The following is a 21,427-nucleotide window of genomic DNA, read 5'->3' on the forward strand; positions in this document are numbered from 1 at the left end:
AAACTGACGGCTATCTTTCAATAAAAACAGGAAGGCTGTGCCAAGAACTAAGAGAGTTCTTGGCACAGCCTTTTTCTAATTCTTTTTGCCTTGTCTTTCGGGACTGACCCAAACACCGCTGCCGTGTCCCAAAATTGTTTTGACCGCTGGTATGAAGGTCGTTACGATCGTTAAAGCATTGACCATCCAATAAATCAGCATATAAAATGGTGCAAAAATGAAATACTTGATTTTTCTGCCAGCATCGTCCACCAATAAACTAGTCAACAACTGCATGATCCCAGCAACCATTTCAAAACAAACGAATAGGAAGGCCATTGTCACCATATGATACATTCGTTCAATGTTTCCTTCGAATGCAAAACGAAGAAAAGAAAAGATGAACAGTGCTGAAGAGATCCAAAAGAAGATCGACCAAATAATACTCAATGTTTGATCCACAAACATGACGGACCGACCAATATTTTGAAATGGATGAGTGAATACTTTTTTGAAATTTGTCAGCCAAACTTCTGTACCGCCTTTTGCCCAACGTTTCCGTTGGCGATAAAGCATCTTCATGGTCTCAGGAACTTCCATGAAAAACATGATCCGCGGAGCAAACAAGGACAACCAGCCTTGGAATTGGTGATCCCAGGCAATACTGATATCCTCGGTGGCACGATTTTGGCGGAAGAGTCCCACATCGATCAAAGCATTTTTTCGATACATCGTGTTGGCACCGCTGTATGCATAGATAACACCTAGCACGCCTTGTTGCGTCCGCTTGATAATACCTACGATACTTGAAAATTCAACAGTTTGTGACTTACTGACAATCGTCGTCCGATTCTGAACGTCCATGTTTGCAGTGATCGCTGAAATATTTACCGCATCTTGGCGAATAAAGTAATTGACATATTTCCAGAGTGCATCGGGTTCCGGTACAGTATCTGCATCGTTACTCAAAATCAGTTCTCCATTAGCAAAACCGATCCCGATATTAAAGGCATGGGCTTTTCCTTGGTTTTTTTGGATGTGTACCACTCGTAGATTAGGGTAGGTTTGCTGCAACCGCTTAAGGATTTCTGGTGTTTGATCCGTTGAGCCATCATCTGTGACTAACACTTCGTAACGGGTATAATTCAGTTTATTCATTAAGTAATGAATGGTATCTTCAATGACCACTTCTTCATTATGGGCAGGGACCATGATCGTGATCATTGGCTCTACTGCTTCGGGAATGGGGATCCATTCAATCTGTTGATGCTTAAACAAATACGTATGACAAAGGACGCCAATGAACCAAGCAAAGCCGCCTAAGATTGGATAAGTAAATAAAATGGCCACTAATAGAAAAAGGAAGAAATCCACTATCGGGTATCCCGTATCGATTTGTTCAATCATAGAGAGACCCCCTTATCTTTATACAACTTTACTATTTCTGTTTCCGTTAGATTTTGTTCCGGTTTCACTTCATAATAACAAACAGAATGCCGCATCTCTTCAGGACCAAAACGGTCATCAAAAAATTCTTCCAACACTTCTTTGCGCTGTTCAAGTTTTCTTTCATCATGCAAGACTTCTTTCCGCAATGTATGGCGAAAATGCCGATTATTCCTCACGGTCAACAGAACAAAAAGAATAACTAAAAGAACGAAGGAAATTCCTAAAAACAATGCTAACACTCTAAAAATAGTGGCTTCCTCCACATAGGTCCTAAATCGTATTTGAGCGGCTGTTTGCGGAAAGAAAACCGGGAAAGCGACCCAAACGAATGGTACGATCACAGCAATCCACGCAAGCAGTGTCAAAAATGATTGCCACAACGTTAACTTTAAATGTCCTTTTTCAAAAAACAAATCTGAAACCAGCTGTTGACTGACTTCTTCTCTGGTGATTCTTTTTTTCATCCCACATCCTCCTTTTGGCTGTAACTCTCTTCTCCATCTATACATCGCTTATTACTAAAAAGAAGCATCAACCCTGGTAGCGGTCACAAAAACACTTAATCAATAAAAGCTATATTTGTCCTCTTGTAGGACTAGGTCTAAGCGAGTATACCTACATTTTAGTTGAATCGATTCGAAAGAAAAAGAAACTAGCTTGCGCCAGTTTCCTTGTGATCCTATTCTTTTAATTCGACTTCCTAAAAAGAAAACCGCTAACAACAATTTCAAAAGTTATCAGGCAAGTCCATTTTTTTGAACACCCACGAATCTTGCTTTTTAGTACCCTTTCATCCAGACAGATTCTAATTGATTTCCGTCCGGATCAAGCACTTCAAAACCAAGCATTTCTTCCTCTGGAATCCCCATCTCTACTTGAAACGACTGTCCCCCATTGGCTTCAGCCGCTTTAGCAAAGTCTCGAGCTCCTTCAGGTGTATCAAAGCTAAATGCGATCAAGGCAGCATTCGTCTTTTGCGTATCCGCAATCTTTCTACCATTTAAAAACTGTTCATAAAACGCATATTCTGACAGCATCACCCAAATCGTCTCATTCCACATCATTCCACTTGATGTTTCATTCGAAAATTCTTCATTCTTGCTAAAGCCCAACGCTTCATAAAAACTAGTAGCTCGCTTGATATCTTGAACAGGCAAATTGATAAAAACCATCTTTCCCATGCTGTTTCCTCCTTTGACAAACCCGAGCGACATGTCATTGCTCCTTTATTATAAAGGGCCGATCCAGATATACAAAACAATCAATTTGAAGCTATTTTCACAAAAAATGCAGCGGCATTTTTCAGGATGACTCCTTTTCTCCATGCCAGCTGCATTGTTTCATATCGATTTTTCCGTTTGTTTTAAAGACGATCCCTTCTGCTAGCAGCCGCTGCTTTCGTTCTACGGCGGTAAAGCCCACGATCTCGCCGTCTGCTCGTACTACCCGATGGGCTGGTAATGACTCTGGGCAATATTTCATGGCGCGTCCTACAGCTCGTGCACCATTCAAGCGACCTAAAGCCCAAGCTATTTGGCTGTAAGAAGCCACTTTGCCATACGGAATCTTCTTTACGAAACGATACACCTCTTCATAAAATGGATTCATACCTATCAAGCAGCTCCTTTCAATCGTTAGCGAATTTGCTTGTTCGCTCAATGCACGATAACTTGCATGCCATAAAGGGCATGTTCATAAAACCATTTTGCATCTGCAACAGTCAAACGGATACACCCATGAGAATTGGCTTTTTGTCCTAGTTCTTCTGCTTCTTCTTCAATGTAATCTCCCGAAGCGTCAATCGGCACCGAATGAAACAAGTAGACACCATGATCTTTCCAAGATACCCAATAGTTCGCTCCCTCACCAGAAGATTCATTAAAAAAAGTTTCTCCTCTTTCAGCTTGAATGGAATAAGTTCCTGTAGGCGTTCTTCGGTCTCCTCCTGATCCGGTAGAGCAAACCATCGTATAAAGCACTCGATTCTTCCGCATGATCTTCACCCGCTGGTTTGCCAATGAGACATCGACCCAATCACCTTCTTGTAAAACAGGATAGGCTTTCTTCTCAGATGGATGACGCCAATCTGCGACGGCTACTTCTGTCGAAGAAGAATCCTCTGAGGATTTAGACGTTCCTGATCTCTCCTTTTTAGTAATTGCATTTTTTTTCGTAGGGATCGTTGCTTTTTTAGGAATGGTCTGTTTGGTCTGTTCTGTAGACTGGTTCGTCTGACCAGCGGCTACGTTATGTGATAGGCTGGCACTAACAATGAATAACAGCACAGCACTCACAAACATACCAATGGTTCTTTTAGGGTATCTTTCTTTCATTATTTCTATCCTTACTAAGCCGTCGAAAAATCTCTCAGGCACAATTTCCAGTTCATTTTACCAAAGCTGCTTCTAAAACGTGATTTTAATCAGCAGTGACAAAACAAGTTAACAGCAGATTTCGTTTCAGCGTCTCTTAAAAAACTCTTGATAAAATGATCCATTAGCAGTTTAACGCCTTTGTAACTAAAAAGCCAGTTAAAAATGAAAGAGTAGAACCAGCCTACAACATCGTGCAGCGCTTCAAACGGATGCGGACAGGCCTCATTCAATCGGGTGGTAACTAAACCCTCGTCCTAAAACTTCAGCTACATTGCTGGCAATTACAAATGCCTGCGGATCAATGCTTTCAATCAATTGTTTGATATCAGCAAATTCTTGATCGTTGACAACGATCAATAAAACTTGTTTCTCACTTCTTCGATGAACACCTTGTGCTTCTAACAAGGTTGCCCCTCTAGAAATTGCCGTTGCAATGGCCGCTTGAATCTCGTCAAGATATTCCTCACTCATGATCATCACAGACTTCTTGCGGTCCATCCCGGTTTCGATATAATTCATCACGATCGAAGTAATCACAATCGAAAGAATCGCAAACAAAAATTCTTCAAACCCAAAAACCAGTAAACTCATTGTTACCACAACCGCATCTGTGGCTAAAAGCCCGATGGAAGGATTGATATGGAAATATTTCTGGAAGATCAGCGGCGGAATCGTAGTTCCGCCACTAGAAGAATTATTTTTATATAAAATAGCAACCCCAGCAGCAAAAATCGCACTCCCAAAAATAACAGACAGCAGACGATCACTGGCCAACATATATTCAGGCACTACGGCAATTGCTAACGGAAAAACTATGCTGCCGAACAGCACCTTGAAGAAAGGCGCTTTCCCCAAAAAAACATAGGCCAGAACCAACATCACACTGTTCAGAACCATGATCACAAGCGCACGGTCCCAGCCCAAAGCAGATTCCATCAAGATTCCAATGCCACTGACCCCTCCAGCTGCAATATGATGAGGACCTAAAAACATGTTGATGCTCACCGCTAGAATCACCAGTGCAGAGAGTATTTTACTATAAGTTATCAATTGCTTCATTGTCTTCCTCTTTTCTTTGATCATCCGAATAGAAGCTGTCATTTTTTCCGAGAACTTGTGCTTTTACTATACCCTCATCTCTGAGTTGAGACAAAATTTCTGTTCAGAAGACTGAAACTTTTTTTCTTATAAGATCAAGTACAGGTAAGAAAAATTTGCTCAAAACTTGGTTGTTCAGGAACCTTTTGACTTGCGTTCTGACGTTCATTTTCTCACAGAATCGTTGGAAAAGAGAAGCATTTTTTTCAGCCTTCTCTGAAAATGATCATCCAGAATGCTGCTGCATTTCCATCTTTTTGCCCTTGACTCTCTTTAGAGATTCCCTTATTATCAAGGTTAACGATTTTAAATCAGAATTTTCTGAATTTTTAGGCGAAATAAACAAAATGAGGAAGGATGAACCATTTGAAGACAAACAAACAAACCACTTGGTCTGGCGAACCCAACGAAGCAGCAATCCAACTGCTCCAGCAAGAAGGCAAAGTCATCGTTTGCCCCACTAAAGTAGGCTATATTATTGCCGTCTCTGACAAGAAAGGACTAGAACGCAAGTTTTCTGCCAAAAATCGCAAACGTAATAAGCCAGGAGTTGTATTATGCAGCTCATTGGAACAATTACAAGAATTAGCGGAATGGAACGATGAAATTGCGGCAGTTTACCAAAAATGTTGGGACAACGATGTTCTTTTTGGCGCGATCTTACCATGGAAAGAGTCTGGAAAAGCATATATTCCTGACGGATCGCAAGAATTGATGATGGATACCAGGGAAACGAGTTGTTTCGTCATCAAATTCGGCGTTCCTGGAGAACAAATCGCTAAAGCTCTTTGGGAGGAAAAGCAACAGCTATTGTTTGCCAGCTCAGCAAATCCTTCTGGTAAAGGCAATCGTGGTCTGGTGGAAGGAATTGGTGAACAAATCGCTAACGAAGCAGACCTCATCATTGAAAGCAATGACTATGTCGCTTCGATCCAACCAGATAAAACGATAGAGACCCGCTACGAACAAGGAGTCATGGTTTCTTTCGTAGATTCTGCTGGCAAATTGATTCCTCATCAAGGCTCTCAGCGATCGATCACCCCGGCGCCTGTATTGATTCGGAAGGGTTTAGCTGTAGATAAAATCCAACTGTTTTTGTCCGATCACTTCAATTCCTGGGACTATCGCCACGGCGAATACTACTAAGCAATTCATAGATTAGGACATCAGTCCAAGCATTCAACTAACCTTAGCTACGACTCTTCGACCGTAGCTGAGACTTTAGATCGAACTGCTTACAGCTGATGTCCTAATTTTTTGAGGGTAATTCTTGCATACAACAGCATTTTCCTTTCAATACTACTCTTCACAGATCAAATCATTTCTTTGATCGTCATGATAGCGTTCCAGATTTACTGATTCAGCTTACTGGTTACATCAGCCAGTCCCCTATGAAAACAGTCTCTTCCTAAAGAATAGAGCTACTATTTCTTAATGATCATCTGAATCGCTTGTTCCAGCTTCTGTGCTTGTTCTTGAGGATCTTTTTCTGGATTCTCAAAACAATCTTTCAAGTTCTCTGCAACAATCATGCCCATCACACGATCGATACTTGAACGTACCGCACTTAACTGAGTGATGATATCGATACATTCCTTCTCTTCTTCGATCATTTTTTGAACCCCACGAATCTGCCCTTCGGCACGTTTTAAACGATTCAGTACATTTTTTTGTTCACTTCTTGTCTTATCCATCGTCTCACTCCTTTCCCATTAGAATATACCCTACAACGGTATAACGGTCAAACATTCTTTTCGTATCCGCAATGTTAATCAAATCAAATCATTGACAAATATAGAAAAACGGGGTTTAATATACCCCATACCGTATATAAAGGAGAATGTCTATGTTTTCATTGTTTCGTTCTGTCCCTTCCATCTCTATTCGTGATTTTCCCGCAGCACTGACTGCAAAAACGAAAGTTATTGATGTCCGGACGCCCTCTGAATACCGGGGTGGGCATATTCGAAATGCCGCCAATGTCCCATTAAATAAAATCGCCCACTATTCAGGAAAAAAAGAACCGTTATATGTGATCTGTCAATCAGGCGTCCGCAGCAAACAAGCTGCCAAATTATTGATTAAAATGGGCTATGATGCCACAACGATTCGCGGTGGCATGAATCAATGGCAAGGACCAATTCAAGGAGGAAAATAAAATGAAAGTACTGATTGTCGGTGGGGTCGCCGGAGGCATGTCTGCTGCAACTCGATTACGTCGCTTAATGGAAGATGCTGAAATCATTGTTCTAGAGAAAGGTCCTTATGTGTCCTTTGCGAACTGCGGCCTTCCTTACTTTATCGCAGGTGAAATTACTACTCGCGATCAATTACTACTGCAAACACCAGAGTCCTTAAAGGCACGTTTTGGTTTGGATGTTCGTCCAAATCAAGAAGTACTGGCTATTCACCCAGAACAAAAGACTGTGACTATCCATCGAGATTCTGAGACTTATGAAGAATCATATGACAAGTTGATTCTTGCTCCGGGAGCAAAAGCAATCATACCAAAAATCCCAGGATTAGACCGTGCCACAAACTGCCGTCAGTTACGAAACGTGCCGGATATGGATGCTATTTTGCAGAAAATCGATCAACATACCCGCCAAGCCGTCGTAGTCGGTGCCGGCTTTATTGGATTGGAAATGGCAGAAAGTCTGAAAAACCGTGGCTTAGAGGTCACCGTCGTTGAGAAAGCATCGCAGGTTTTACCTTTGATGGATGAAGAAATGGCTGCCTATGTCAAAAATGAATTGATAGCGAAGGGAATCAAGGTCATTACGGGCCAATCCGCAGTTTCTTTTGAAGAAGAAGGGAAAAAAATTCGGTTAGAAGATGACACTGTACTGGACTCAGACCTGACATTATTGTCTATCGGGGTCCAACCAGAATCAAGATTAGCAGCGGAAGCTGGGATCACTACTGGTATTCGAGGAGGAATCCTTGTAGACGAAAACTACCAAACGTCGCAAAAAGACATTTACGCTGTCGGAGATGCTATCGTCACGAAACAACAATTAACTGGAGAAGATGCGTTGATTTCTTTAGCCTCACCAGCTAACCGTCAAGGCCGGCAAGTCGCAGACGTGATCGCTGGTCTGCCAAGGAAAAACCGTGGCAATATTGGAACTGCTATCCTGCGAGTCTTTGGGCTTACAGCAGCCATGACCGGATTAAGCGAGAAAGCAGCAGTATCTGCGGGCTTGCAGCCAGCTGTGATTCATGTCAGCGGAAAAGATCATGCTGGCTATTACCCTGGTGCTAAAGATCTGCTATTGAAATTGATTTTTAATAAAGAGACAGGTACTCTCTATGGTGCTCAGGCCGTTGGACAGAGTGGCGTCGATAAACGAATGGATGTATTAGCCACAGCCATCAAAAGTGGATTGACGGTGGCAGATTTAACAGAACTGGAACTGAGTTATGCACCGCCTTTTGGTTCCGCCAAAGATCCAGTGAACCTGATCGGCTATGCGGCATTGAATCTAATCGAAGGGATCAGTGAGTCAATCCAGTGGCATGAACTTTCTGCAGAATTAGCTGCCGGCAAACAATTACTAGATGTCCGCAATACATCGGAAATGACTGGCCGTTTCAAAAACGCCCTGCATATTCCGCTGAATGAATTACGAGACCGACTGACTGAACTTGATTCGACTGCTTCTTATATCGTCAGCTGTCATAGCGGACTGCGAAGCTATTTAGCCGAACGGATTCTCAAACAATCTGGCTACGAGGCAAAAAATTTAGACGGGGCTTTTGCGCTTTATCAAACCGTCAGACCGGAGGAAATCATTCATGTATCACTCGATCACAATGCCTGAATTTTATCAAGCAAGCAAACAACAGAAGTTCCACCTGATTGATGTCAGAGAAGTCGATGAATTTATCAGCGGCCATGTACCAAATGCGCAAAATAATCCGTTATCTCACTTCACTACTGCCAATTTGGAGAAAGACCTTGACTACTACGTGATTTGTCACTCAGGTGCTCGGTCAGAGCAAGCCTGTCACTATATGGACCAGCAAGGGTTCAAGGCGATCAATGTATTAGGCGGCACTTCTGCTTGGCCAGGTGAACTCGTTTAAAACACGTTACACCAAATAAAACCCAATGACCGCTACTTTGATCCAAGTAGCAGTCATTGGGTTTTGGTTTAAACTCGTCAGTTAACTATTCAAAAACAAATTGATTGTGGTAAAGTTCGGCATAAAACCCGTTTTCTGCCAATAATTCTTGATGGCTACCTTCTTCGATGACTTGCCCCTCCCGCAAGACAACGATTCGATCGGCATTCAAAATCGTCTTTAGACGATGGGCGATGACAAAACTGGTCCGCCCTTTGATGGCTTCATCCATTGCTTGCTGAATCTTCGCTTCCGTCACCGTATCAACATTACTGGTAGCTTCATCCAAAATCAATAAGGATGGATTGGTCAAAATCGTGCGAGCGATACTCATCAACTGCTTTTGCCCGGTACTGAATAGATTGTTTTCTTCCGTGATTGGTGTATCATACCCTTGTTCTAACGTCATGATAAATTCATGGATGTTGGCCTGTTTTGCTGCTGCAATAATCGCTTCCTCACTGGCATCCGGCTTACCAAAAGCAATATTTTCCCGAATCGTCCCAGAAAACAGTACCGAATCTTGCAACACGATCCCCACATGCTCCCGCAATGCATCTAAATCTAACTGTCGAATGTCCTGACCATCAAATGTTACTGAGCCATTCGTCACATCATAGAAGCGATTCAAAAGATTCATGATGGTTGTCTTTCCAGAACCAGTTGGTCCTACCAATGCCACCATTTCACCCTTTTTGACATGGATGGTGACATCTTTAAGGATTAAACGATCACTATCATAACCGAAATCAACATGATTCAATGCCACTTCTTGCTTGATACCAGTGATTTTTTCACCATTTGCCGGTTTCTCTTCATCCGGTTCATCAAACATCTCATTCAAACGACGGGCGCCAGTGATTGCCAATTGAATCATGCTGTAACCAGAAGAAATCTGCATCAACGGTTGATAGTATTGTTGAGAATATTGAACGAAAGTCACCACAAGGCCTAGAGCAACTGAACGTTCCAAATCCCCATTCAATGCTAACCAACCGCCAAAGAAAATCACGATCGCCGTGTTGACCAGCGACATTCCTTGCATCATTGGGAAAAGCAATCCTGAGTAAACTTGTCCTTTGTAAGTGGCTTCCCGAACACTTTGGTTGTGCTGCAAAAATCCATCAATCGTTTCTTCTTGAAGACCGTTGGTGATGATGATCCGTTGGCCGCTGATTTTTTCATCAATGTACCCGTTTAGTTTTCCTACTTCATCTTGCTGCAGATCGACATATTTGCGAGCTTTTTGGATCACAATGACTGCAATCAGGATGGCAATTGGTGTAGACGCAATCGTCGCCCAAGCTAATGTGACATTTTGTCGGAACATCATGATCAAAATCCCGATCATCAATACCACATTGGTCAATACTTGCAGCAATGCTTGATTCAAGCTGTTTTGAATGTTATCCAAATCGCTGGTAAAACGACTCAAAATTTCACCATCTTGATGGGAATCAAAAAATTTGATCGTCAATTTTTCCAATTTATTGAATAACCCGATTCGCATTCGATTGGTGGATTTCCCCACCACTTGCGTGAACAAGATACTATAAATAAAGTTTGCTCCACTTGCCAATACGTAAAACAGCAGTAACTTCCAGATGACAGATACGAATTTTGACTTGTCATCTACGCCTTGCATCAATCCACCAACATAATTCGCTAATTCCTGAAAGGCTTGCCCCACATAGACCGGCGCTTGGACTTGCAGATAAGTGGCTGCAATCACGGTAATGAAAATGAAAAAGAAAGAGAGTTTGTATCGTTTTAAATAGTGATAAAAAAACTTGCTTGCTTTGATCAAATCCGTCATAGTTATTCAGCTCCTTTCTGAGTCTCAAAAATTTCCTGATAAATTGGATTGTTGGCAGCTAACTCTTTATGGGTACCTACTCCAACCAGACGACCTTTATCCAACACCAGGATACGATCCGCATTCACAACAGAAGCAATTTTCTGTGCAATGATGATCGTGGTGGTAGCTTGCAGTTCTTTTTCAAAGGCTTCACGAACCAATTTTTCCGAACGAGCATCCAATGCACTCGTACTATCATCTAGAATCAAGATTTTTGGTTCCCCGATGACACCTCGTGAAATAGACAGCCGTTGCTTTTGACCACCAGAAAAATTACTGCTTCGTTCCGCTACGGGTGCTTCAAAACGGTTCGTCAATTTTTGAATGAATTCACTTGCCTGCGCGATTTCTGTTGCATGGGTCATTTCAGGGACAGTGGCGTTCTTTTTGCCGTGGCGCAGATTTTGGGCAATGGTTCCGGAGAAAAGAATCGCTTTTTGTAGAACAAAGGAAACGGTTTGACGTAAGCTTTGCTCATTTACTTCTCGTAAATCGACGCCTCCAACTCGCACGGTTCCTTCCGTTGGATCAAACAAGCGCGGGATCAATTGAGCTAATGTCGATTTCCCTGCACCAGTTGCCCCGACGATCCCAATCATTTCTCCAGGAGCGATTGAAAAACTGATGTCTGTCAAAGCATTTTTCTCATCCCCAGGATAACGGAAAGAAACGTGCTCGAATGCCACACTGCCTGCTAATTCTTGCTGTGGAACATCTTTGTAGGACAAGTCTGGTTCGGTAACCAGAATTTCTTTCAATCGTTTAAGAGAGACCGCTGCCCGAGAAGTCATCATCATCATCATACCGCCGATAATGATCGCCATCATGATCTGCATCAAATAATTCATGAAAGAAGCGATTCCCCCGATCAATGTCGGATCGTCTTTTGCAAGGTCGCTGACAAAGAAGATCGCGCCTACGACTGCTAAGTTGGCTGCCAGCATAAAGGACGGAATCATCACAGAGAAAAGCGTACCAACGATGATGTTGTGTTTTGTTAGTTCGTCGCTGACTTTCGTGAAACTGTTCAATTGATTTTTTTCTTGAACAAATGATTTCACCACACGAATCCCTAAAAGATTTTCTTTTGCTGCACTATTGATTTTGTCGATCAAATTTTGAATGATCATGAAATGTTTGCCCATCTGTGTAAAAGAAAGACCAGTAATGATCACTACTGCAACGATCAATGCGACGATTACCCACCAAAGTTGAGGCATCGTGGTCATGGCTAAGATAAAGGCACCAATAAATAAGAAAGGAATCCGAAACAACGACTGCAAGGAGATCATCACTAAATTTTGGATTTGGGTGATGTCATTGGTCAGTCGAACCACCAGATTTCCTGCTGAGAATTTCTCGATATTACCAAACGAGAAAGTTTGGATTTTACGAAAGGCTTCTTCACGAATATCCGCACTGACTCCTTGCGCTACTTTGGCAGAGAAAATAGTATTGATGACCCCAGCCACCAGCCCAAACACGGCTAGACCGATCAATTGGACCCCAATCGATTTCATTTCATTATCGTCTTCTTTAATGATTGCTTCCAATACTTGTTGCAGCAGCTTCGGCTGCCATAACGTAGCCAGTACCATGACAGCTACAGAAACCAGCGCAATGAAGACAGCGCCTTTGTATTTCTTTACATGGCGTAAAACAAGATCCATCTTAAAACACACTCCTTTACAGTTTGACAGGCATTATTTAACACTGTAAAATAAAGCCGGACAATAATTTAACATTTTTAGAAAAATGTTGCAAGCGAACAAAGGATGATTTTTTTATGGAACAAAAGTTATCAAAAGAATCAATTATTCATGCGGCTTTTGCCTACCTAAAGGAAACATCTGACCTTTCTCAGTTAACCATGCGCAAATTGGCAAAAGTACTTTCTGTTCAAGCACCGGCATTGTATTGGTATTTCACGAATAAACAAGAGCTGTTGCAAGCGATGGCTGAAACGATGGAAAATGATCTGCCGGATGTCCCTGCGGGTAGCTGGCAAGAACAGTTGCAAACCTTTATGGCCAATTACTACGATCTCTATCTCCAATATCCCTGTGGTGCAGAACTAGAGATTCATACGATTCCTTCCTATCCTAGCCGACTGCTGCATTTAGAGCAAATGATCACTATATTGATCGAAGCCGGCTTCACTCCTGCCCAAAGCCGTCAAACCGTTCAGGCATTGCATCATCTCTTATTGGGACACTTACTCGATCGTCAAAAAGAAGAACAATTACGAGCAAAAATTGTAACTGGCGATGAAAAATTGCGGGCACATGTCTCTGCTATGCGCAGCTATGTTGTTGAGAATCATTTAAAAGGGATGGCAGAAGGCATCCAACAACGCAAACAAATCGACGAACGTCAAGTTTTTCTGGAGAGTATCGCGATTTATCTGGCTGGCTTACACAAGCGAAATATCTCTCTAAAATAAAAAAACGCCAACAAATCTCACTAAGTTTCCTTAAATCGCTTTCCGATTTCAAGGCACGAGGCTCGTTGGTGTTTTTGTTGCGTTTTTTAAAGCGTTGTTAGTTCTTCTTTTTGTTTTTTCGTCAATTTCTGATAAACCAGTTCATAAGAGGTCAAAATCAACTGTTCAATTTGTTCGTCTGTTACCTCATCCGCTGCTAGACGAATAGAATTCCAGTGGGTTTTATTGGCATAGTATCCGGGAATAATCGCCTTAGGGTATTGTTCACGTAATTCTTCATTGACTTCCGGTTTATTTTTCAACGTAATGATCGCATCATCGTTCGCTTCAGGACTCATCATACCAAACTGTTTGCCGATTAGACCAAAATAAATCGTCCCCCAATCCTCACGATAGGCCACATTAGCACCTGCCAATGACTGACCGTAACTTTTCAGGCGATCGATTCGTTGTTGGATCTGATTATTCATTGCCATCCCTCCGGTTTGAAACTGATTTTTTCTTTAGTGTACCATATCTTAGAGGGTTTCTTTCATCAGCAAACTGTTGATTTAGATAAAAAAACAGACCCGCTAAGCGAGTCTGTGATACGTATGAATGTTTGGCTTGATTAATACCAACCGTTAGCTTCCCAGAATGCTTTTGCTGCAGACCATGAACCATAACGTGAAGCAACATAATTATCGGCTACTTTTTCTTGATTGGCCGCTGAATAGTCCCCATTCAAGTAAGAGTTAGTCAACTGATAACGTCCATAGTATTGGCCATTTGTTGCTGTATAAGAACCGCCAGATTCTTTGTTCGCGATCCATTCTTTAGCTGAAGCTTCTGAGCCTGTTGCTGCAGAACTGCTTGATGCAGATGAGCTCGGGCTTGTTTGTTGGCTGCTGGCAGGTTGTGAAGCTGGTTCTTCATAAGTGACTGATGATTCTGCAGCTGCTGAAGAACGTTCATTTGTATAGCTGGCATCGTCTGTTGGTAAGACCAGTGTTTCACCAACATAGATCAAGTTTTTGTTCGTAATGCCGTTTGCTTCAACAATTTTATCAACGGCTTCTGAGGTGCCAAAATAGTTATAGGCAATCGTAGATAGTGTATCCCCAGATTGCACCGTGTATTCTTCATCAGCAAACGCATCTTGTCCACCTAGAAACACACCCAGACCTGCAAGGACAGCTGTACTAAGCAAAACAGTTTTCAATGACTTCATAAAATAATTCTCCTCATCTTGTAGCGTTTATAGTCTGTCGCAGGAGAAATCTCCAACGCATAGACTAGTCTAACACCAGAGAATATTTCATAGGTGAAAATCTCGTTACAGATGATTACGAATGCGTCGAGTTTCTTACGTTTCGTAAGCGTCGCGTAATTCCTTTTGAATCAACAACGATTATCAACATAAAAATATAAATTAGTTATTTTATTTCAATAAAAGTGAATCCCCTCTTTTTTATTTATGAATTGTTACAAATTGGATGAATTTACACACAGTCGTAACAAAAAAGCTGCAGCTGAACAGCGCGTTTCCATGAATGCTTGTTGCATCGACTGGAAGCAGGCGTTCACTTGCTGCAGCATCTTTCGCTGACACTTTATCTAACCGTTTTTTTCACTGGAATCAACTTATTCATCACAATAGCAGCAATCGCACTTAACGCAATCGGTGAATCCAATAAGTATTGTAGAAATTGCGGAGTTTCTTGTTTGATCTCAGCCGGCATGAACAAAAGACCGATCGCTAAGATTAGCGGAACACCAATAATATAGAGTTCACGTTCAGAAAACTCTTCATTCTTGATCACTCGAAAGCCGCTAAGCAAAATGATCACACAGACAACTGCGAAGACACCACCGATTACCGCTGAAGGTACGGCATGGATCAATGCTGATAACTTGCCGACAAATGACAAGAGGATGAACCAGCAGGAAGCCATCACAAAGACTTTTTTACTGGCAACCCCAGTAATGGAAATGATACCGGCATTTGTTGAATACCCCGTCACTGGTGTCGTTCCTACTAAAGCAGCCACCAGGCAACCGATTCCTTCACCAATGACACCTTTATTGATTTGTTCATCTGTCACAGCTTCCTCAGTGACAGAGCTGACGGCATACCAAGTTCCTGTTGTTTCTGCTAGTAATACCATATAAATCACCAGCATCGTCAAAATAGCTGAAACATCAAAATGAAGACCATAATTGACGAAAATAAGTTTTGGCAAACTGAAAAATGAAGCATCCGCAACAGACTGGAAGTCTACGCCGCCCATGAACCAAGCAATCAGCGTCCCGATCATTAAGGCAATAATCACCGAGCTAATCCGGAAATATTTACCTAAACGAGGGAAGTAATCACCTAACATTGAGAATAAAATCAAAATTGCTGCTGTCACTGCAGCCAAAAACATGTTCTGATTAGCCGATAATGTCTCAGTAGCTGGATAAATGTTGCTGGTAAAAGCTGTAGGTAACAATGTCAGTCCAACGATCATGATAATCGTGCCACTGACGATCGTGGGAATAAAGTTGCGGACAATATACTTATAGATCCCTGTCATCCCTAAAAGAATAACAGCCAATGCCCCGACAATACTAGCTCCTAAGACAGTATCCATACCTTGCGCTCCAAAATAGATACCAATGATTGCGCCTACTGGTACAAAGGACGGCCCTTGACAGACGGGCAATTTCAAGAAAAAGAGAACTTGGATCAGCGAAGCAATCCCAGCACCTAAAAAGGTGGATTGGATCAGCCCGGCTGCATCCGACGAGCTCATGGCAACAGCAGTTGCAATAATAAAGGGTGGGACATACACATCCATTGCCAACACGTGTTGTAAGCCAAGAACAATGGCTTGTCCTAAAGGTATATCTTCATTCATTCCGATCGTTAAACGATTACTTCTGGTTTCCACAGTATCAATCTCCTCATTTTTCATGTACTTTTTTTCCTTGCACCCAGACCTGACGAATGTTTTCAGCCGTTGCTAGATACAAAATCTTTTGTAATTGTTCTTTCGGTTGGTTCAGTACACCAAAAGCTGGCAATGGATTACCAGAATAACAAGTATCGATCACTTGAAGGTCGCAAGCGTAGCCTTCCTTGATAAGACCAATCGGTAGTCGTAGCGCTTCGCCCCCTCCTTTTGTCGCCAATGAAAAAGCGTCGATGACTGAGATACGCGCATTCGCAACACCTCGATTCGTTTGGGGCAATGTAACATCCACACCATCTTCTAACATGCGGGAAGACATAACAGCTTGCTTGATATTGTCATACAAACTTGGAGAAAAGCCGCCGGAGATATCTGTGCCTAGTCCAATCGTTACGCCTTGTTCTTTAAGCCGATTGATAGGGATCACACCATTGGCAAAGTACGCATTGGAAATCGGGCAGTGAGCAACAGCAGTCCCTGTTTCCACAAAGATCTCACCATCTTTTTCATCGATAAAATTACAATGAGCCATCACAGCTTTTTCTCCCAGTAAGCCAAAATCCCGCAAGACTTCTGTGTCGGTTTTACCAAATCGTTCCAAGACGTGATCGTGTTCCCATTGGCCTTCACTGCAATGGGATTGTACATGGACATCGTATTTTTGTGCGAGTTGTCCTAACCCAGCCAGACCTTCATCCGTGCAGCTTGGGACGAATCGTGGTGTCACTACTGGATAGACTCCTTGACGTGTCGTTTTTGCCAACTTTTGGACTTCTTTAATGAAGGTTTCGGTCTCTGCTAGTGCCGTAGCAGTTGAGGCATCTCGATAAAAATCTGGGTTCGCGTCGGGATCATCCATGACTACTTTCCCCACTAGCCCTCGTTGACCCTTCTCAGCACAAATCTTGGCTAATTGTAAACTTGCTTCCAAATGAACGGTCGCAAAATAAAGAACCGTCGTTGTTCCTCGAGCCAGTAGTTGCGCAACTAAATCTTGGTACACTTCTGAAGCAAAACTTGAGTCCGCGTATTTTGCTTCCAACGGGAAGGTACACTCATCTAGCCATACATTCAACGGCTCATCCAATGCAACTCCTGCTTGCGGCCATTGGGGTGCATGAACGTGCAAGTCGACGAATCCCGGTAAAAAATACTGTCCCTTCTGCAATTCAACTAGCATTCCTTGTTTGGCAGCTGCCAGCATTTCTGGATAGTCTGATTGTTCTGTTGTGACAACCCTTTCGATCATCCCTTCAGCATCCACGCAAATGAGGACATCCTCTAAGTATTCCAGCACGCCATCTGTGGGTGTATGAAATACAGAACCTTTAAAATATTTTGTTATTGACATAAGTTTTCTCCTTTAACAAACTGCATCAGACTGCTGCTTTGACATTAGCAGTTTTCATTAAAATAAGCATCAATGGTTTTATTTTACATTCATTCGGATTTTTTTCAATAAAAACCGTACATTAATCCTGACAAAAAGAATCTAATGTTCGTTTTTAAGGCAAAAAAAGACATTTGGTATGTTCACCAAATGTCTTTCCTTCACTTAAAGCTGAATTGTCGTACCACTATTGCCAGCTAAAGTTTCCGCCGCTTTTTCCAATGAAGCGATCACTGCTTGACGCCCATCCTTGGAAGCAGCAAATGCGATCGCTGCTTCCACTTTTGGCAACATACTACCAGGTGCAAATTGATTTTGGTCAATGTACGTTTGCATTTCAGCGACAGTGGCTGTTGTCAATCCTCGTTGATCTGGTTGACCATAGTTGACAAAGACTTGGTCAACAGCGGTTAAGATAATGAAGATATCCGCATCGATCAGTGCCGCCATCTTGGCTGCAGCAAAGTCTTTGTCAATCACCGCGTCAACTCCTTTATAGCGAGTGCCTTCATAAACCACTGGTATGCCGCCTCCGCCACATGCAATCACCACTTGACCTGCATCTACTAATGTTTTTAGACTGATTTTTTCATAAATGTCCACTGGTTTAGGAGAAGGAACGACCCGACGCCAACCTCGGCCTGCATCTTCTATATAAGTGTCGCCGCTTTCAGTCATTAATTGCTGAGCCTTAGCTTCACTATAGTAGCCACCGATTGGTTTCGTTGGATTCGTAAAAGCTGGATCAGCTGGATCGACCACCACTTGCGTCAACATGGAAACGACCGGAATATTTTCCAACCCGCGAGAAACAAGCTCTTCATCAATCGCTTGTTGCAAATGGTAACCGATGTACCCTTGACTCATAGCTGTGCATTCAGGAAATGGCATGACGTCTTCTTGCGTTTTGCTGGTTTCCTCAAATGCTAAGCGAATTTTGCCAACTTGAGGACCATTCCCGTGAGCAATCACCACGTGATGGCCGTCACTGATTAGATCAGCAATCGATTTTGCTGCCACTTGGGCTTTGGTCAATTGTTCGTGCGCAGAGTCGCCTAAAGCATTTCCGCCTAAAGCGATGACAATTTTTGACATACGTCTCCTCCTATCTTTGCGGTTGTTGTTGCGTGATACAGTGAATATTCCCGCCACCGTATACGATCTCAACTGTATTTACGCCCACAACTTCTTTATCTGGGAAAATCTCTGCTATTTCTTCAAGTGCCCGCGCATCATTTTCGTCTCCGTATTGAGGAACGATCACACCGTTGTTTGTAATTAGAAAGTTCATATAAGAAGCAATACAAATGTCGCCATCTTCTCGCGGCATGGTTCCTTCTACGTAATCAATCTTGAAATCCCCATTGATCGTGACATTTTCTACTGGGCAGCAAAGCTTATGAACTTTTAATTTGCGGCCTTTGGCATCGGTCATTTCATTCAAACGCTTGTATGCAGCTTGAGCCGCTTCATAAAATGGGCTGTTTTTATCTTCAGGATAGATACAAGCCACTTCTCCAGGACGTACAAAACATGCCACGTCATCCACATGTCCATTGGTTTCTTCCGGATCGATCCCGTCAGCTAACCAAAGGACCTTCTCACAGTTCAAGTAGTCGCATAATTTTTGTTCGATTTCTGCTTTTGTCATATGGGGGTTCCGGCCATCACTCAACAAACACATCTCCGTCGTTAACACAGTGCCTTCCCCATCGACATGGAAGGATCCCCCTTCTAAAATAAACCCTTCCGTCCGATAAGAATCCACATGCTCGATCTCACAGATCTTTTGAGCAACTAAATCATCTTGATCCCAAGGAAAATACAAGCCATCGACTAATCCGCCCCAAGCATTAAATCCCCAGTCATTGCCTCGTAATTCGCCTTTGTCGTTGATGACAAAGCTAGGACCACAGTCACGAATCCATGCATCGTTATTAGACATTTCATAGACAGTGATGTCTGCAGGCAATTGACGACGGCAATTTTGATATTGTTGTTGCGACACGACCACATTCATTGGCGTGAATTTGCTGATCGCTTTTGCGACTTCAGCAAATGCTTCTTGAGCTGGTTTGCCCCCATCACGCCAGTTATCCGGGCGCTCTGGCCAAATCATCCATACTTTCTCTTGTGGTTCAAACTCTCCGGGCATTCTAAACCCGTCTTGTTTCGGTGTGGTCTTTTCGATTCGTTTCGCCATGATACAGCACTCCTTCTTTTTTGATTTTTTTGATCCAGATAATGGCTTCACCAACGAGGGCAAATACAATTGCTCCAATCGTGATTGGTAATTGCTGACTCAGTGATTCAGCGTTAAATTGCAAAGGAAGCGCTGTGAAAATCAATGAGATCACGATCATGATCATTGGTAGTGCGACTAATACCTTCAAGAACAAATCGCTGCCGCTCACCTTGAAAGGTCGAGGTGTGTCTGGATCAATTTTACGTAATTTATAAAACGCAGGAAACACAGGGACATACGATAGTAGGAACATTACTAGGTTCAGTGAGAAAAATGCCCAGAATAAATCTTGATTTGGTAAAATTGGGGCGATGACGACGACGATAGAAGCAACGATACCATTCATAATTGCCGCACCAGTAGGCATGCCATTTTTTTTGCTGCGTTTGGCAAATACTTCCGGCATATCGCCATTTTCGGCCGCATAGCAAGCAGTATTATTGACCCCTAACGACCAAGAAATCATGTTGCCAAACAATGTCAGCAAGAACAAAAAGGCCATCGAAATAATGAACCAGCCGCCTGTTGATCCTGTCAATAATTTAAAACTATACATCAATCCACTGCCGGTACTGATTTGATCCGTAGGAATCGCTACACCGATCCCGAAAGCAGAAAAAATGTAAATGGCGGCAATCACCAGTCCACCGGCAATGATCGATTGAGGAATTTGCTTCTTAGGGTTTTCCATGTCACTTGCAAATGTACAAATCACTTCGAATCCTAATAAGTTAAAAATGATTACCGAGATAAAAGACAAACTATTCAAATTGAAGCTTGGCAGCATCGAAGAAAGAGTGAACTCATTCGCAACACCTTTGGTAAGGGCCGTATAGAGACCTAAGCCACCAATCAAGATTGCTAACAGCATCTTGATCACTGCTGCCCCATTCAAAATCCATACACTGTCACTGACCGGATAAAAACTGATCCAAACGATGACCCATATAAAAATCAGTTCGATCACGATAGCAGCCACCGTGGAAAATTCACGACCTGTGATAGTCGTCAACAAGTCAGGACAGACTACGGCTAGAGAGGCTAACCATAATGGATAATTGATCCAGTAGTACCAAGAAACCCGAGAACCCCAGCGATGACCGAAAGCTTGTGTCACCCAATCATAAATACCGCCATCACCAATATACGTTGTTCCTAATTCTGATGAGATTAACCCATAGGGCAAAAGGAACGCAACCAATAGAAAGATCCACCAAAAAAACTGTGAATTTCCGATTGCTGCTACCGGTGCAGCCGCTTCTGCCACAAATACAACACAAATAACCGATAAGATGGCACTCATCAAACTAAATTTTTTCTTTTCTCCCATTGTTTTCTTCCTTTCCGGTACAAGGGAATAAGGGTTGACCAACGATTGAAGGATTCTTGCAACTAGCGGATTTCTCTCTCGTGAATCCCAGTTCAGCACATAAGCTGCGACATTATTAGAACGAGCTTCCGCTCAAAAGAATCGATTCGCAGTTCGTTGGCCCCTCCTCAAGAACCAAAACAGTCTTCACGCATCC

General features: G+C 42.5%; 21 protein-coding genes. 5 read left to right on the forward strand and 16 right to left on the reverse strand.

All coding sequences use genetic code 11. The features are described 5' to 3' along the window. Positions 1-75: 75 nt before the first annotated feature. From FE005_RS00920 to FE005_RS00945, 6 genes are all read right to left on the reverse strand, one after another. Complete coding sequence (locus tag FE005_RS00920) at positions 76-1,386, reverse strand: glycosyltransferase (protein ID WP_138371137.1); 1,311 nt, start codon at positions 1,384-1,386, stop codon at positions 76-78. Further along, the gene (locus FE005_RS00925; RefSeq protein ID WP_138371138.1) at positions 1,383-1,892 is read right to left on the reverse strand and encodes a hypothetical protein; all 510 of its coding nucleotides are present in this window, start codon (positions 1,890-1,892) and stop codon (positions 1,383-1,385) included. The genes FE005_RS00920 and FE005_RS00925 overlap by 4 nt, the downstream gene beginning before the upstream one ends. 315 nt (positions 1,893-2,207) lie before the next feature. Next, positions 2,208-2,609, reverse strand: coding sequence for a VOC family protein (locus tag FE005_RS00930; RefSeq protein WP_003125651.1), 402 nt, complete (start codon positions 2,607-2,609; stop codon positions 2,208-2,210). A 121-nt stretch (positions 2,610-2,730) separates the two neighbouring features. Beyond that, positions 2,731-3,036, reverse strand: a complete 306-nt coding sequence (locus FE005_RS00935; protein ID WP_003125650.1) for an MGMT family protein — start codon at positions 3,034-3,036, stop codon at positions 2,731-2,733. Positions 3,037-3,083: 47 nt separating this feature from the next. Beyond that, a complete protein-coding gene (locus FE005_RS00940) occupies positions 3,084-3,761 on the reverse strand; it encodes a L,D-transpeptidase (RefSeq protein WP_050762645.1) in 678 nt (225 codons plus the stop codon). A gap of 264 nt (positions 3,762-4,025) precedes the next feature. Next, a complete protein-coding gene (locus tag FE005_RS00945) occupies positions 4,026-4,862 on the reverse strand; it encodes a YitT family protein (RefSeq protein ID WP_003125648.1) in 837 nt (278 codons plus the stop codon). Between the two features lie 396 nt (positions 4,863-5,258). On the opposite strand from FE005_RS00945, the gene FE005_RS00950 reads away from it, so the two are divergent. After that, positions 5,259-6,047 carry an L-threonylcarbamoyladenylate synthase gene (locus tag FE005_RS00950; RefSeq protein ID WP_003125646.1) on the forward strand — a complete coding sequence of 263 codons (789 nt, stop codon included), beginning with the start codon at positions 5,259-5,261 and terminating at the stop codon, positions 6,045-6,047. A 278-nt stretch (positions 6,048-6,325) separates the two neighbouring features. Here FE005_RS00950 and FE005_RS00955 read toward each other — a convergent pair whose 3' ends face one another. Further along, on the reverse strand, positions 6,326-6,595 hold the full coding sequence (locus tag FE005_RS00955) for a metal-sensitive transcriptional regulator (RefSeq protein WP_021150309.1): 270 nt from the start codon (positions 6,593-6,595) through the stop codon (positions 6,326-6,328). A 152-nt stretch (positions 6,596-6,747) separates the two neighbouring features. On the opposite strand from FE005_RS00955, the gene FE005_RS00960 reads away from it, so the two are divergent. From FE005_RS00960 to FE005_RS00970, 3 genes are read left to right on the forward strand one after another with little or no spacing between them, the layout of a single operon-like run. After that, the gene (locus tag FE005_RS00960; RefSeq protein WP_138371139.1) at positions 6,748-7,059 is read left to right on the forward strand and encodes a rhodanese-like domain-containing protein; all 312 of its coding nucleotides are present in this window, start codon (positions 6,748-6,750) and stop codon (positions 7,057-7,059) included. 1 nt (position 7,060) lies between these two features. Next, positions 7,061-8,725, forward strand: a complete 1,665-nt coding sequence (locus tag FE005_RS00965; RefSeq protein ID WP_138371140.1) for an FAD-dependent oxidoreductase — start codon at positions 7,061-7,063, stop codon at positions 8,723-8,725. Then, on the forward strand, positions 8,700-8,990 hold the full coding sequence (locus FE005_RS00970) for a rhodanese-like domain-containing protein (RefSeq protein ID WP_113849350.1): 291 nt from the start codon (positions 8,700-8,702) through the stop codon (positions 8,988-8,990). The genes FE005_RS00965 and FE005_RS00970 overlap by 26 nt, the downstream gene beginning before the upstream one ends. Positions 8,991-9,075: 85 nt before the next feature. On the opposite strand, the gene FE005_RS00975 is transcribed toward FE005_RS00970, so the two are convergent. Both FE005_RS00975 and FE005_RS00980 read right to left on the reverse strand, forming a co-directional pair. Further along, a complete protein-coding gene (locus FE005_RS00975; protein ID WP_003125639.1) occupies positions 9,076-10,845 on the reverse strand; it encodes an ABC transporter ATP-binding protein in 1,770 nt (589 codons plus the stop codon). Between the two features lie 2 nt (positions 10,846-10,847). Continuing rightward, positions 10,848-12,557 (reverse strand): ABC transporter ATP-binding protein, encoded by a 1,710-nt coding sequence (locus FE005_RS00980; protein WP_113849349.1) that lies wholly within the window; start codon positions 12,555-12,557, stop codon positions 10,848-10,850. A gap of 116 nt (positions 12,558-12,673) precedes the next feature. Here FE005_RS00980 and FE005_RS00985 point away from each other — a divergent pair, with 116 nt between their 5' ends. Next, on the forward strand, positions 12,674-13,330 hold the full coding sequence (locus FE005_RS00985; protein WP_113849348.1) for a TetR/AcrR family transcriptional regulator C-terminal domain-containing protein: 657 nt from the start codon (positions 12,674-12,676) through the stop codon (positions 13,328-13,330). Positions 13,331-13,416: 86 nt separating this feature from the next. Here the strand turns inward: FE005_RS00985 and FE005_RS00990 are convergent, their stop codons facing one another. The 7 genes from FE005_RS00990 to FE005_RS01020 form a co-directional block, all read right to left on the reverse strand. After that, a complete protein-coding gene (locus FE005_RS00990; RefSeq protein ID WP_103300244.1) occupies positions 13,417-13,800 on the reverse strand; it encodes an MmcQ/YjbR family DNA-binding protein in 384 nt (127 codons plus the stop codon). 140 nt (positions 13,801-13,940) lie between these two features. Further along, the gene (locus tag FE005_RS00995) at positions 13,941-14,540 is read right to left on the reverse strand and encodes a LysM peptidoglycan-binding domain-containing protein (protein ID WP_021150315.1); all 600 of its coding nucleotides are present in this window, start codon (positions 14,538-14,540) and stop codon (positions 13,941-13,943) included. A 382-nt stretch (positions 14,541-14,922) separates the two neighbouring features. Then, positions 14,923-16,212, reverse strand: coding sequence for a uracil-xanthine permease family protein (locus FE005_RS01000; protein ID WP_172461439.1), 1,290 nt, complete (start codon positions 16,210-16,212; stop codon positions 14,923-14,925). Between the two features lie 46 nt (positions 16,213-16,258). Next, a complete protein-coding gene (gene guaD, locus FE005_RS01005; protein WP_081132130.1) occupies positions 16,259-17,617 on the reverse strand; it encodes a guanine deaminase in 1,359 nt (452 codons plus the stop codon). A gap of 204 nt (positions 17,618-17,821) precedes the next feature. Next, a complete protein-coding gene (arcC, locus tag FE005_RS01010; protein ID WP_103300242.1) occupies positions 17,822-18,751 on the reverse strand; it encodes a carbamate kinase in 930 nt (309 codons plus the stop codon). Positions 18,752-18,761: 10 nt separating this feature from the next. After that, positions 18,762-19,859: an agmatine deiminase gene (gene aguA / locus FE005_RS01015; RefSeq protein WP_138371141.1), complete on the reverse strand. Its 1,098-nt coding sequence runs from the start codon at positions 19,857-19,859 to the stop codon at positions 18,762-18,764. Continuing rightward, positions 19,813-21,231: an APC family permease gene (locus tag FE005_RS01020; RefSeq protein WP_138371142.1), complete on the reverse strand. Its 1,419-nt coding sequence runs from the start codon at positions 21,229-21,231 to the stop codon at positions 19,813-19,815. The genes aguA and FE005_RS01020 overlap by 47 nt, the downstream gene beginning before the upstream one ends. Positions 21,232-21,427 lie beyond the last annotated feature (196 nt).

The organism is Enterococcus sp. M190262 (assembly GCF_005843965.1).
GTDB classification, from domain to species: domain Bacteria; phylum Bacillota; class Bacilli; order Lactobacillales; family Enterococcaceae; genus Enterococcus_D; species Enterococcus_D gallinarum.

Excerpts from the sequence above, each read along its gene's own strand:
- FE005_RS00920 (WP_138371137.1), bottom strand. The coding sequence starts at position 1,386 with ATGATTGAACAAATCGATACGGGATACCCGATAGTGGATTTCTTCCTT.
- FE005_RS00925 (WP_138371138.1), bottom strand. The coding sequence starts at position 1,892 with ATGAAAAAAAGAATCACCAGAGAAGAAGTCAGTCAACAGCTGGTTTCA.
- FE005_RS00930 (WP_003125651.1), bottom strand. The coding sequence starts at position 2,609 with ATGGGAAAGATGGTTTTTATCAATTTGCCTGTTCAAGATATCAAGCGA.
- FE005_RS00935 (WP_003125650.1), bottom strand. The coding sequence starts at position 3,036 with ATGAATCCATTTTATGAAGAGGTGTATCGTTTCGTAAAGAAGATTCCG.
- FE005_RS00940 (WP_050762645.1), bottom strand. The coding sequence starts at position 3,761 with ATGAAAGAAAGATACCCTAAAAGAACCATTGGTATGTTTGTGAGTGCT.
- FE005_RS00945 (WP_003125648.1), bottom strand. The coding sequence starts at position 4,862 with ATGAAGCAATTGATAACTTATAGTAAAATACTCTCTGCACTGGTGATT.
- FE005_RS00950 (WP_003125646.1), top strand. The coding sequence starts at position 5,259 with ATGAACCATTTGAAGACAAACAAACAAACCACTTGGTCTGGCGAACCC.
- FE005_RS00955 (WP_021150309.1), bottom strand. The coding sequence starts at position 6,595 with ATGGATAAGACAAGAAGTGAACAAAAAAATGTACTGAATCGTTTAAAA.
- FE005_RS00960 (WP_138371139.1), top strand. The coding sequence starts at position 6,748 with ATGTTTTCATTGTTTCGTTCTGTCCCTTCCATCTCTATTCGTGATTTT.
- FE005_RS00965 (WP_138371140.1), top strand. The coding sequence starts at position 7,061 with ATGAAAGTACTGATTGTCGGTGGGGTCGCCGGAGGCATGTCTGCTGCA.
- FE005_RS00970 (WP_113849350.1), top strand. The coding sequence starts at position 8,700 with ATGTATCACTCGATCACAATGCCTGAATTTTATCAAGCAAGCAAACAA.
- FE005_RS00975 (WP_003125639.1), bottom strand. The coding sequence starts at position 10,845 with ATGACGGATTTGATCAAAGCAAGCAAGTTTTTTTATCACTATTTAAAA.
- FE005_RS00980 (WP_113849349.1), bottom strand. The coding sequence starts at position 12,557 with ATGGATCTTGTTTTACGCCATGTAAAGAAATACAAAGGCGCTGTCTTC.
- FE005_RS00985 (WP_113849348.1), top strand. The coding sequence starts at position 12,674 with ATGGAACAAAAGTTATCAAAAGAATCAATTATTCATGCGGCTTTTGCC.
- FE005_RS00990 (WP_103300244.1), bottom strand. The coding sequence starts at position 13,800 with ATGAATAATCAGATCCAACAACGAATCGATCGCCTGAAAAGTTACGGT.
- FE005_RS00995 (WP_021150315.1), bottom strand. The coding sequence starts at position 14,540 with ATGAAGTCATTGAAAACTGTTTTGCTTAGTACAGCTGTCCTTGCAGGT.
- FE005_RS01000 (WP_172461439.1), bottom strand. The coding sequence starts at position 16,212 with ATGAATGAAGATATACCTTTAGGACAAGCCATTGTTCTTGGCTTACAA.
- guaD (WP_081132130.1), bottom strand. The coding sequence starts at position 17,617 with ATGTCAATAACAAAATATTTTAAAGGTTCTGTATTTCATACACCCACA.
- arcC (WP_103300242.1), bottom strand. The coding sequence starts at position 18,751 with ATGTCAAAAATTGTCATCGCTTTAGGCGGAAATGCTTTAGGCGACTCT.
- aguA (WP_138371141.1), bottom strand. The coding sequence starts at position 19,859 with ATGGCGAAACGAATCGAAAAGACCACACCGAAACAAGACGGGTTTAGA.
- FE005_RS01020 (WP_138371142.1), bottom strand. The coding sequence starts at position 21,231 with ATGGGAGAAAAGAAAAAATTTAGTTTGATGAGTGCCATCTTATCGGTT.